This window comes from Natronobiforma cellulositropha (genome assembly GCF_025629245.1).
Taxonomy (GTDB): Archaea; Halobacteriota; Halobacteria; order Halobacteriales; family Natrialbaceae; genus Natronobiforma; species Natronobiforma cellulositropha.
Genome location: NZ_JANZXN010000022.1, coordinates 33597 through 46019 on the forward strand (window position 1 = coordinate 33597; position 12423 = coordinate 46019).

Annotated in this window: 7 protein-coding genes; 3 read left to right on the top strand and 4 right to left on the bottom strand. The window is 62.8% G+C overall.

The features are described 5' to 3' along the window. Positions 1-826: 826 nt before the first annotated feature. A complete protein-coding gene (locus N0B15_RS11050) occupies positions 827-2521 on the top strand; it encodes a Cdc6/Cdc18 family protein (RefSeq protein WP_263019765.1) in 1695 nt (564 codons plus the stop codon). A gap of 336 nt (positions 2522-2857) precedes the next feature. Here the strand turns inward: N0B15_RS11050 and N0B15_RS11055 are convergent, their stop codons facing one another. After that, complete coding sequence (locus N0B15_RS11055) at positions 2858-4063, bottom strand: S26 family signal peptidase (protein ID WP_263019766.1); 1206 nt, start codon at positions 4061-4063, stop codon at positions 2858-2860. 136 nt (positions 4064-4199) lie between these two features. On the opposite strand from N0B15_RS11055, the gene N0B15_RS11060 reads away from it, so the two are divergent. Next, positions 4200-5861 (top strand): DNA-directed DNA polymerase II small subunit, encoded by a 1662-nt coding sequence (locus N0B15_RS11060; RefSeq protein ID WP_263019767.1) that lies wholly within the window; start codon positions 4200-4202, stop codon positions 5859-5861. A 60-nt stretch (positions 5862-5921) separates the two neighbouring features. Here the strand turns inward: N0B15_RS11060 and N0B15_RS11065 are convergent, their stop codons facing one another. The 3 genes from N0B15_RS11065 to N0B15_RS11075 form a co-directional block, all read right to left on the bottom strand. Beyond that, positions 5922-6371: a hypothetical protein gene (locus tag N0B15_RS11065; RefSeq protein WP_263019768.1), complete on the bottom strand. Its 450-nt coding sequence runs from the start codon at positions 6369-6371 to the stop codon at positions 5922-5924. Positions 6372-6499: 128 nt separating this feature from the next. Beyond that, positions 6500-7120: a VOC family protein gene (locus tag N0B15_RS11070; protein WP_425494229.1), complete on the bottom strand. Its 621-nt coding sequence runs from the start codon at positions 7118-7120 to the stop codon at positions 6500-6502. 72 nt (positions 7121-7192) lie between these two features. After that, positions 7193-7417 carry a DUF2333 family protein gene (locus N0B15_RS11075; RefSeq protein ID WP_263019770.1) on the bottom strand — a complete coding sequence of 75 codons (225 nt, stop codon included), beginning with the start codon at positions 7415-7417 and terminating at the stop codon, positions 7193-7195. A gap of 216 nt (positions 7418-7633) precedes the next feature. On the opposite strand from N0B15_RS11075, the gene N0B15_RS11080 reads away from it, so the two are divergent. After that, on the top strand, positions 7634-12373 hold the full coding sequence (locus tag N0B15_RS11080; protein ID WP_263019771.1) for an LAGLIDADG family homing endonuclease: 4740 nt from the start codon (positions 7634-7636) through the stop codon (positions 12371-12373). Positions 12374-12423: the final 50 nt, after the last annotated feature.

The window sequence follows — 12423 nt, forward strand, 5'->3', positions numbered from 1 at the left end:
TCGTTTCCACTGGAAAAGAGCGAAGAGGTGTGGCCCGAGAGCGGATTAACTGGACAACGAACTGTGAAATGAACCCGGAAAAGGGCGATGAGCGGACAGAGAGGACTCGAGAGAGGAGAATTCGACGAGATCAGCGTTCTAGTAATCTAGATCGCTGTGAGACGTGGTTCTAGTAGACTCTAGTAACTATTTCTCTCTCTTCTAGTAGAATCGATCTGTGTTTGATGCTACGGACCAATAACCCAACCATCTACATAAAGATTCCCAAACCAGAATCACTCGCTGGGGGTCACCCTCGGAGATCGTTCCACCAGAAACGAAGGGGTGGGGGGTTGGGGCAGCTCCCTCCCTCAAACCCCTCACTTAATCAAACTCTCTCTTTGTACAGACTGTCACGAGGATCGGTTTCGATAGCTGACAGCCAACCTGGACGACCACGTACCGCTCGAGGTGAACCGACGGTCTCTCGGTCCACTCTCGTTTCGCTGAACACTCTCTTTCTCTCACACTCGTCGTCCCGGTAGGTTGCTCCGTCTCTTCACGTACACGCAAAACAAACTCTAGAAGCTCGCTAGAGGTGGGAGACGAGACGCCACACGAACCGAAGGCGGTGCCTACCTCGAGTCGGCCGTCACGAAGAACCGACCATCCCGCGAGATGAAAGGAAGAATTTAATAGCTAGGTCTTCCTCTGGTTCGTCTGCATCAACTGGACCCGAACGACGGATTCGTGTGTGGAATCTGCCCTCCTGAACCCTCATACGGCGTCACATCCACGACTTCGGGCCCGCAACTCCAGTCGAAATAGAGGGGTACACGTACGACGAATGTCAGACGATAATCCACAGATGGCCGGTTCGGGTCGAGGCGTCGACTTCGGATCCGGGGCTCGGTTCGGATCGGACGAGACGACCCTGGATCCGACTGACGACGAGTCGAACCAGGGGCTGTTCGACGACCTGCTCAGCGGCGAACCGATCTTCGAGAACAAGGAGGTCCTTCGCCCGTCGTATACGCCACACGAACTTCCCCACCGTAGCGACCAGATCAACAAGATGGCGACGATTCTCGTCGCAGCACTCAGGGGAGAGACGCCGTCTAACATCCTCATCTACGGAAAGACCGGTACCGGAAAGACCGCGAGTGCGAAGTTCGTCAGCAAGGAACTCGAGAGCACCTCGAAAAAGTACAGCGTTCCCTGCGAAGTCGAGTACATCAACTGTGAGGTGACGGACACCCAGTACCGCGTCCTCGCACAGCTCGCGAACAAGTTCATCGAGGAGAACGAACGGCTCATCGACGAGCGACTCGATTCGCTCGACGCCCTCCTCGAGGAAGTCGACACCTACGGAGGCGATACCACACCCGACGGAGACGTCGACGCGTCGCCTGCCGATGGTCGAACCGACGACAAACGATCTGTTCGGGTCGAAGGTAAAACCTCTTCCAAACCGAATCGTGACGCTTCGAATAGCGGATCTCCACCTGAAGTAGGGGGGTTCGAGAGTGGCGACGATCCGGGTTCGGAAACCGAACTCGAGGAGGCACCCCCTCACCCACTCACGGAGACACCGTTCGATTCGCTCGACGAGGTCTCCGCTCGTCGCGAGCAACTCGAGGCAGACCGCGAGTCGTTCGAGGAGGTGCCGATGACGGGGTGGCCGACCGACCGCGTCTACAGCGTCTTCTTCGAGGCGGTCGACTACTCCGAGCGGGTCGTCGTCATCATGCTCGACGAGATCGACAAACTCGTCGAGAAGTCGGGCGACGACACGCTCTACAACCTCTCGCGGATGAACTCGGAACTGCAGAACTCGCGGGTGTCGATCATCGGGATCAGCAACGACCTGAAGTTCACCGACTTTCTCGACCCGCGCGTCAAATCGAGTCTCGGCGAGGAAGAGATCGTCTTCCCGCCGTACGACGCGAACCAGCTCCGGGACATCCTCCAGCACCGTTCCGAGGTCGCGTTCAAAGGTGACGCGCTCTCGCCGGACGTCATCCCGCTGTGTGCGGCCTTCGCCGCCCAGGAACACGGTGACGCTCGGCGCGCGCTCGACCTCCTGCGGACTGCGGGCGAACTCGCCGAACGCTCCCAGACGGAGACCATCGTCGAAGAACACGTCCGTCAGGCCCAGGACAAGATCGAACTCGACCGCGTCGTCGAGGTGGTCCGCACCCTGCCAACGCAGAGTAAACTCGTCCTCTTCGCGATCATCCTCCTCGAGAAAAACGGCGTTCACAGCATCAACACCGGCGAGGTGTTCAACATCTACAAGCGCCTCTGTGAGGAGATCAACGCCGACATCCTGACCCAGCGGCGGGTGACGGATCTCATCAGCGAACTCGACATGCTCGGCATCGTCAACGCCGTCGTCGTCTCGAAAGGGCGCTACGGCCGCACCAAAGAGATCAGCCTCTCGGTCCCGCTCGAGGACACCGAGGTCGTCTTACTCTCCGACTCGCGTCTCTCCGACATCGACGACATCCAGCCGTTCGTCCAGGCGCGCTTCGACAACTGACCGACCCGGTCTCTCCGCGGCCACCTCCTCACCGCTCTCACCTTCCACTCTCTCCCACCGCTCTCACCTTCCGCCCTCACCTCTCCTCTCTCCGACCACCCCTCTGTTTCCCCTCGAGACCGCCCGACTGCTCGTCAGCGAGACCGCTCGGGAACTTTCGGTGGGGGTTCGACTCGAGTGCCTGGATCTCGTCCGACCGGTCCGTCGTGGGGGTCTCGTTCCGGTCGGTCCTGTCGTCGGTCGTCTGCGTGTCTGTGCTGCCTGCCAGTGTACTGTCTGCGCTCGGCGTACCCAGTCTCTGAGATTCAGTCTTCTCTGCTGAAGGTGGCCCGGTGATCAGCGCCCGTAGCGTCTCCAGCCGGCGATTGCGACGGTCCCGACCCCGACACCCCCTGCTATGCCGACGGCGGTCGTGGCGTGTTCGGACGGTGGCAGTGGCTGGCCGACGTAGTCGGGCGTCCCAGCGGTTGGCTCGCCGTCCGGTGTCGCCGTCACGATTCCCGGTCCGGCGGAGAAGTACCGGTCGAACGTGAGTCTGACGTGGCCGAGCCACGGGACACGAAACATTCCTTTACCGGTGATCCACTCGGGGGCGACGACGTCGGTGTTTACGGCTCCTGCTTGATCGTACACCGAGTTCGTGTTGGGATTGTCCCCCTTCGTGATGAAGCCGGCGTGATTCGCCGGACAGTGTCTGATCTGATCACACGTCCGTCCGTTCGTGTACTCCGGGTCGGCGTACTTCTCGACCCAGTCTTCACCCTCTTCGACCCAGAAGTGCGCTCGGTGGATGATCGGTGTCGCCCGGTCGTTGCCGTTGGGCATGAAGATGATCACGTCCCCGGGCTCGCCGAACTTCTCGTACTCGCTGTTTCCGGCGTCGGCGAGCGGGACGACTCCCGTTCCGTCGACCGAGTTGTCGCCAGTGAAGCGGTTCTCGTCGGCGACGAAGATCAGGTCTCCCTTGTGCATATTCGGCTCCATGCTCCCGCTCTCGACGGCGACCAGCGGCGGCCAGACGCCGCTGATACCGAACAGGAGTAAGCCGATGACGGCGACGATAGCGACGCTGCTGAGGACGTCGCGAACCGCGACCACGGTGCCGTTGTCTGTTTTGAAGAACCAGCGGACGACGCCGTCGTCTTCGATCGTGACGCCGTTCGATGTCGCCGGTTTCGGTGGACTCGAGTCGCCACCCGAATTCGTCTCACCGGTTGCCGCCCCCTCCACCGCCGTTTCCGGCATCTCCGTAGATGCCGTCTCTGTGGGCGCTGGATCCGTCCCCTGACCACCCGCCGTCTCCGCCGGCCGACCGGTCGGCTGCTCGGCCGACTGTCGGGTATCGGGCTGGTTGGTGTCGACTCGCGAGCCGTCGACTGAGTCGTCGTCCGTCTCGGTGTGTGCGGGCGTCTCGCCCCGCTCGTCGTCGGGACTGTGCCCGCTGTCGTCTGTTCCACCCCCTGTGGGCTGCTCATCCGACGGCGGATCGCTGCCATCTCGAGGCGGATCCGTGGAGGGACCATCGGAACCGGGACCGGTCATTGTCATCGCTTTGCGGGGGCGCACAATCAACCTTCTGTTCAGTGTCGCCGGGCGTTCACGGCCGCTCGAGACGGAGAACCCGGCTCCAGGGGTCGGATTCGCCACCCTTTTCTCACCGCCCGTGAATGCCGAAGACGTGCCACTCGAGGGGGTTGCGCGGATCGTCAGCGAACTCACCAGCCACGGCTACAATGCCGAACGCGAGGCCGTAACGCTGATCGCTGCGAGTGAGGACCCGGAGGCGCTCTTAGCGCGCGTCGTCGAGGGAGTACCCGAGGACGCACTGGTCGTCCGAACCGACCTCGTGCGTGCGGTTCGCGAGGCCGGAACCGAGCCCACGAGTGACCCCTCCTCCGTGAGTGATCCGCCTCCCGGGACCGAGACGCCCCCCGAGACCGAGACGTCCCCCGAGACCGAGATGTCGGCGACGTCTCGAGCGACCGGTAAAAACGGGAACCGGTCGGCTCACGGGAGCGACGGCTCAGACCCCTCTCCTTCGACTGGACCCACCACTCCCACCTCCTCTGGGGCAGGCGTTTCTCCACCTGAAACAGGGGGGTCTGGTGGGTTCGAACGTTCCGGTGACAGCTCCCAGCGTGCCGTCGAAATCGTCGGCGACATGACCGGCCAGAGTACGGGGACCGGCGAGTACCGTGACTTCGTGGCGGTGTTTCGCGACCGACTCGAGCGCCTCGGCTCGAAGCTCCGCGGGCGGGTCAACCACCGTCCGGCGACGGCCATCCAGAAGATGCCCGGCGGCGGTGAGGTCGGGATGGTCGGCCTGGTCAACGACATCCGGTCGACGGCGAGCGGCCACTGGCTGATCGAACTCGAGGACGCGACCGGGACGTTTCCGTGGCTGGTGATGAAAGATCGCGAGTTCGCGGGCTTCGTCGACGAACTGCTCTGTGACGAGGTGCTGGCGATGGAGGGGACCCTCTCTGACGACGCCGGAATCGCGTTCGTCGACTCGATGTACTTCCCGGACGTGCCGCGGACGCACACGCCGTCGACCGCCGACAGACACGTCCAGGCGGCGCTCATCAGCGACGTCCACGTCGGCAGCCAGGAGTTCATGGGCGACGCCTGGAACACGTTCACCGACTGGCTCCACACCGAGGCGGCCGAGCACGTCGAGTACTTGCTGATCGCCGGCGATATGGTCGAGGGCGTCGGCGTCTACCCGAACCAGGACGAGGAACTCGACATCGTCGACATCTACGAGCAGTACGAGGCGTTCAGTGAGTACCTCAAAGGCGTCCCCGGTGACATCGAGATCGTGATGATCCCCGGCAACCACGACGCCGTCCGCCTCGCCGAGCCACAGCCGGGATTCGACGAGCACCTCCGCGGTCTCATGACCGCTCACGACGCGACCATCGTGAGCAATCCGTCGATGGTCACGCTCGAGGGCGTCTCCGTCCTGATGTACCACGGCGTCTCTCTGGACGAGGTGATCGCCGAACTCCCCGCGGAGAAGGCGAGTTACGACGAGCCACACAAGGCGATGTACCACCTCCTGAAGAAGCGCCACGTCGCCCCACAGTTCGGCGGCCACACCCGCCTCGCACCCGAAGAGAAGGACTACCTCGTCATCGACGAGGTACCCGACATCTTCCACACCGGCCACGTCCACAAACTCGGCTTCGGCAAGTACCACAACGTGCTGGCGATCAACTCCGGCTGCTGGCAGGCCCAGACCGACTTCCAGAAGTCCGTCAACATCGACCCCGACTCGGGCTACGCGCCCATCGTCGACCTCGACACGCTCGACGTCACCGTCCAGAAGTTCAGCTAACGGCTCCGCATACGGCCGTTCGATCGCTCACACGGTTCTCCCCGTCGTCTCCACTCTCGGTCACTCCTCGGGCTCGAGCCGAAACCGGACCGTCCGCTCGCCGTCGAAGCGCGGCCCGAGCCCCTGTTCGTCGAAGTCGAAGCGGCCGATCGCGTGTGAGACGGCGTCGTCGTCTCGCGGAGCCAGTACTTCGACGGCCATCGACTCACACTCGGCGAAGCGAATCGGCTCGTCGAGGAGTCGCTCGCAGGCGTCAGCCGTCCCGTTGAGCTGCGTCACGTGAACCGTCCCGCCGCTGGCGTCGAAGCTGACGAACCCGAGGAGGTCGTCCGGATCCGAGCCGTCGAACTTGCTCTCGTCGACCGAGACGGACGCGTTCTCGTCGGGGGCGTTCTCCTCGGCGACCCGAACCGTGCGGTCGTGGACGAGGTTTCGCATCACGTCCGTCGGCGACCCGGCGATCGCCGCCAGTGCGTCGGCGTCGGCCTCGAGTGCGTCCCGTACGTTCATCGACGTGTGGTAATGATGCGCACGGACTTAAATCTCGGTCGAACGGTCCGACAGCCGATAGGTTCCCGGCTGTCGTCACCGGGATTCGTATCGGTCGTGGGACCGAGTCTGTCCGCCGAGACGCCCGGTCAGTCGACGCCGGTACCGGTCGCTGCGTCGGGTAAGTCGGTGGGTTCGGCCGGGAGCCCCAGTTCCTCGAGCGCCTGTGCCATGTGTTCTTCCTCGGCGAACTGCGCGCCGGCGGCCTCACGAATCTCCTGGGTCTTCGCGAGCACCTCGCCACGGCGGTCGTCGGGAATCGCGAACTTGTCGGTGGCGAGTTCGATCACCAGTCCGTTGTTGTCGTGGGTGTAGAGCGACTGGAAGATGCCCCGGTCGAAGACGTTGTAGCTCCGGCCGTCGGCGTCTAAGGCCGCCATCACGTTCTCGAACTCCTCCGGCGGGAACGAGAACGCGAGGTGGTGGACGGCACCGACGCCGCCGCGCTGGGGACCGCGGTTCGACGGCCGGTCGTCACTGACGAAGAAGGTGATGATCCGGCCGTCTCCGGTGTCGAAAAAGAGGTGTGTCTGTGAGGGGTCGTCGAGGTTCGGCTGGCGGAGCACCAGCGGCATGCCCAGCAGGTCGCGGTAGAACGCCACCGTATCCGCCTCGTTGCTCCCCCAGATGGTGACGTGGTCGGTCCCACTCATGTGCACGGGACTGTCCGGCTTCTCGGCCGTCACTGGATTCTCCTCGCTCATACTCATCGGTTGGGACCGGAGCCACCTAACCTCCCCAGTGACGGCGATGTCACCGGACTCGCGCGACCGCCACCGTGGTCACAGCGACCGGCGGTACTCACAGCACGGACAGTACAGCGTGTCGCCGCGTGCGAGGAGTAAACTCCGCTCACAGCGAGTGCAGGGACCGGCAACCCGAACCCTCCCGTTCTCGCTCGCAACCGCAGCGAGCGTCTGCTCGAGTTGTCCGAGACGGCGCTCTACACGCTCGAGTTGGTCGCGGACGTTCGTCCGACGGTCGGCCGGGAACTCACGTGGATGCATGGCTCTCAGGCGTAGAGACCGCTCGAGTGGATAAAAACCTCTCTGTAGCCTCATTCGAATACGAATGTCCAGTTTCTGGGGGCGAGCGGTCTCCGATCCGGACCCGGCTCCAACGTCTGCTCGTTCGCCAACCCCCCCCTCGTTTCCACTCGAGACCGACCACTTTCGCCTCGCCATGCGACTCTTTATAGCCGAAGACGCACTACACCGTGAGCAATGGCGCAAGCCGGAAGTACGGAACTCGTCGACGCGTTCGAGCAGTTCTTCAGGAACTACTACGACAACGACATCAAACAGCTTGCCCAGCGCTACCCGAACGAGCAGCGCTCGCTCTCGATCGAGTGGCAGGACCTCTACCGTTTCGACCCCGATCTCGCCGACGACTTCATCAACCAGCCCGAACAGCTGACGCGCTACGCCGAGGAGGCGCTCCGTCTCTACGACCTCCCCATCGACGTCAGCCTCGGCCAGGCACACGTCCGCATTCGCGGGCTTCCGGACGCCGAGTCACCCGAGATTCGTGACATTCGCGCGCGCTACATGAACCGTCTCGTGCAGGTTCGGGGCATCATCCGGAAGGCGACCGACGTCCGCCCGAAGATCGAAGAAGCCGCCTTCGAGTGTCAGCTCTGCGGGACGCTCACTCGCGTTCCGCAGTCGAACAGCGACTTCCAGGAACCCCACGAGTGTCAGGGCTGTGAGCGCCAGGGTCCCTTCCGGGTCAACTTCGACCAGTCCGAGTTCGTCGACGCCCAGAAACTGCGCATCCAGGAGAGCCCCGAGGGCTTACGCGGCGGGGAGACTCCCCAGGCGCTCGACGTCCACATCGAAGACGACATCACCGGCCAGGTCACCCCCGGCGACCACGTCTCCGCCTGCGGCGTCCTCCGCCTCGAGCAACAGGGCAGTCAGCAGGAGAAATCGCCCATCTTCGACTTCTACATGGAGGGCATCTCCGTCGAGATCGACGAAGAGCAGTTCGAGGACATGAACATCACCGAGGAGGATCTCGAGGAGATTATCCGCCTCTCGGCCGAAGACGACATCTACGAGCAGATGGTCGCCTCCATCGCCCCCGCCATCTTCGGCTACGAGGAGGAGAAACTCGCGATGATCCTCCAGCTGTTCTCCGGAGTGACCAAGGAGCTCCCCGACGGCTCGCGGATCCGCGGCGACTTACACATGCTGCTCATCGGTGACCCGGGTACCGGGAAATGTGTGAAAGGGGACACGAAGGTGGCACTTGCGGACGGCCGAGCGGTCCCCATTCGGGAACTCGTCGAATCGAACCTCACTGACCCGAAGCCGATCGACGATGGCTGGTGGGACTCGGTCGACCTCGACGTCCCGTCGCTTCGACAGGATGGCTCGATTTCAGCCCACCGTGCGACTAAAGTCTGGAAGCGAGAAGCGCCTCCGAACATGTATCGGATTCGAACGTCGAGTGGTCGCGAACTCGAGGTGACGCCTTCACACCCGTTGTTCGTTCCGACTGAGACCGGGTATCGGGCGGTTCGCGCGGATGGATTGACCGAGGGTGATCGAATCGCTGCCACGTCGGACTCGAGCGAGGGTACGATCTCGAGCGACGGCATCGCCGCTGACGGCGGTACGACTGTCCCTGTCGTCGATGTCGACCGAATCGACTCGATTCACACTATCCAGCCCGACTACGACTGGGTGTACGATCTCGAAGTAGCGCGTACTCACAACTACGTCTCGAACGGCATCGTTTCCCACAACTCCCAGATGCTCGGCTACATCCAGAACATCGCTCCCCGGTCGGTCTACACGTCGGGGAAGGGGTCTTCCTCGGCGGGTCTCTGTGTCACCGGCGAGACGCTCGTCCACACTGAGAACGGACTCGAGCCGATTCGCGACGTGGTGACTGAGCGCCTCCCAGAGCCGGTTTCCGAGGAAACCGCACTCGAGGACGCCGTCGGACTCTACACGTTCGACCGCGACACGGGGGCGCTCGAGGTGCGCTCGACTTCGCACGTGTGGCGGATGCCACCGAAGCCGTGTCGACGGATCGAGACCTCGTGCGGGAAAGCACTCGAAGCGTCCCGAAACACTCCAGTGTTGACCTGCAGTGAGGGTGGTCTCGAGTGGAAGCCGATTTCAGAAATCGAACCCGGAGACTACGTGGGCGTTCCGAGATACACCGACACCGTTCGATCCTCTCCGCCGGTTGCTGACTATCTCGAGTTTACCAACGAGAAGCTCAGACTCTCGGACGACTCGATCGTTTCCATACGTCGACGCCTCTGTGAGGAGTACGGAACACTGCGGGCGGCTGCACGCGAACTCGGACTGCCGGAGGATTTCGTGTACGATACGCTCCGGAATCGGTACGTCCCGCTCGAGCGCCTCCGGGTCGTTCTCGATGCAGTCGGTCTCGACCTCGCTGATCTGACGGTCGAACGAGCGATGCTCCGTCACGGGGAGAGCGTTCGCATCCCGGACGCGTTCGACGAGGATCTCTGCTATCTCATCGGTCTCGTCTTTGGTGACGGCGACCTCATGGTCTCGCGTCGGGGCAAGAACCGAGGCTGCATCCGGATCTCGAACGGTGACGAGACGATACTCGAGCGGGCGATCGAGATCATCGAGTCGACGTTCGACAAACGGCCGGAGATCGAGTATCAGGACGAGCGAGTTCCCAGTATTCGGCTCCACAGTGCGACCGTCGCACGCTTCTTCGCGAACCTCGGGATGAAGACGCCGAAGGAGGACCTGGAACTCGATGCCAACCTGACGACTGCAGAACATGCAGACGCGTTCCTCCGAGGGCTGATGGATGCGGATGGGTCGGTTTCTGCACGGACGGACGGCGGTTCGAGTATTCACTTCTCGACCATCAGCGAGCCGCTCGCTCGGCAGGTCCAGCTGATGTTGGAGACGTATGGTATCCGCGCCCGGGTCCGTGAGCGCGACCGACGCGGAACCTCGGTACTCGAGAACGGCTACGAGATCACGTCGAAACACGTCCAGTACGACCTCGAGTGCTACGGCCGCGACATCGAGCAGTTTGCGCGAGCGGTCGGCTTCGACTGTCCGAGGAAACGGGCCGCCCTAGACGGAATCGTCGGTGATGCTGTCCGTCGGCAGGAACGAGTTCCGATCGGCGGTGCGCTCGTGGCAGCCGAGGGTTCTGCGGGCGAGTACTACATGAACGTCCACCACGGTGATAACCCCGGTCGGGAGCGGGCGCGGCGGATGCTCACCGACCTCGAGTTGGGTGGTGCTGAACCACTCGTCAGGGAAGCCGTCGAGGCGGACCTCTGCTGGGATCGGGTCGTCGACACCGCCGATACCGGTGAGAAAGAAGTGTTCGATCTCACAGTTCCCCAGACGCACAACTTCGTCGCGAACGGCGTCGTCACCCACAACACTGCCGCTGCGGTTCGCGACGACTTCGGCGACGGCCAGCAGTGGACGCTCGAGGCTGGCGCACTCGTCTTGGCAGACCAGGGTATCGCTGCGGTCGACGAACTCGATAAGATGCGGTGTGTGACGGGTGAGACGCTGGTACGGACCGGTGATCGACTCGTTCCGATCCGAGAACTCGCTCACGAATCGATCGCCGATGGAACGACCGAAGAACTCGAGAACGGGCGAACGATTCGGGGATGCCCGTTCACTGTTCGATCGATGGACGAAACCGGCTCGCTCGTCGACCGTCACGTCCTCGCAATTCACGAGTACGACCCACCGACTGAGTTGGTCGAAGTGACGATAGAAACCGGAGACCAGCTCAGGACCACGCTCGATCACCCGTTTTTCATCGATACCGATGCAGGGGTTACTGAGCGGGCCGCCGGTGAACTCGAGGTCGGTGACAAAACGCTCATCCCTCACGTCACAGACCACGTCGCGACCGATGGCGGTGCAGCCGTAGCTTCCGATACACCCGCTGCATCGGGCCGGGATGTTCGTCCTTGTGAAATAACTCACATCGAACGGCTCGAGAACGAGGGTGAGCGAGTCTACGACCTCACCGTCGATGGAACACACAATTTCATCGCGAACGGAATGGTCGTTCACAACTCCGAAGACCGCTCGGCGATGCACGAGGCGCTCGAGCAACAGAAGATTTCGATCTCGAAGGCGGGGATCAACGCCACGCTCCGCTCGCGGTGTTCGCTGCTCGGGGCGGCCAACCCGAAGTACGGCCGGTTCGACCGCTACGAGCCGATCAGCGAGCAGATCGACCTCGAGCCGGCGCTCATCTCGCGGTTCGACCTGATCTTTACGGTGACCGACCAGCCGGATCTCGAGAAGGATCGCGACCTCGCCGAGCACATTTTGAACACCAACTACGCGGGCGAGTTGACCACCCAGCGCCGGGAGATGAACGCGCTGGACGTGAGCATGGAGGAGATCGACGAGATGACCGCGAAGGTCGACCCGGAGATCGACGCGGAGATGCTCAGGAAGTACATCGCCCACGCGAAACAGAAGTGCCACCCGCGGATGACAGAGGGGGCTCGCGAGGCGATCCGGGACTTCTACGTCGACCTCCGCTCGAAGGGCGTCGACGAGGACGCGCCGGTGCCGGTCACCGCACGCAAACTCGAGGGACTGGTCCGGCTCTCGGAGGCGAGCGCGCGGGTGCGCCTCTCGGATACGGTCGAACTCGACGACGCAGAGCGGGTGATCGAGATCGTTCGCTCGTGTATGCAGGACATCGGCGTCGACCCCGAGACGGGTGAGTTCGACGCCGATATCGTCGAGGCGGGGGCCTCGAAGTCCCAGCGCGACCGGATCAAGAACATCAAGAGCCTCATCAGCGAGATCGAAGACGAGTACGACGAGGGGGCGCCGATCGACGTCGTCCTCGAGCGGGCGAGCGACATCGGGATGGATGGCTCGAAAGCCGAACACGAGATCGAGAAACTCAAGCAGAAAGGCGAGGTGTACGAGCCGAGTACGGATCACCTGCGGACGACCTGATCGGTGTGCTTCCTCGCCGGGTGCAGCGTTCGGTGGTCCGAGAGTGTCTC

What these genes read in the sequence shown, in the direction of transcription:
- N0B15_RS11050 (WP_263019765.1), top strand. Translation starts at nt 827, where the DNA reads ATGTCAGACGATAATCCACAGATGGCCGGTTCGGGTCGAGGCGTCGAC.
- N0B15_RS11065 (WP_263019768.1), bottom strand. Translation starts at nt 6,371, where the DNA reads ATGAACGTACGGGACGCACTCGAGGCCGACGCCGACGCACTGGCGGCG.
- N0B15_RS11055 (WP_263019766.1), bottom strand. Translation starts at nt 4,063, where the DNA reads ATGACCGGTCCCGGTTCCGATGGTCCCTCCACGGATCCGCCTCGAGAT.
- N0B15_RS11075 (WP_263019770.1), bottom strand. Translation starts at nt 7,417, where the DNA reads ATGCATCCACGTGAGTTCCCGGCCGACCGTCGGACGAACGTCCGCGAC.
- N0B15_RS11070 (WP_425494229.1), bottom strand. Translation starts at nt 7,120, where the DNA reads ATGAGTATGAGCGAGGAGAATCCAGTGACGGCCGAGAAGCCGGACAGT.
- N0B15_RS11080 (WP_263019771.1), top strand. Translation starts at nt 7,634, where the DNA reads ATGGCGCAAGCCGGAAGTACGGAACTCGTCGACGCGTTCGAGCAGTTC.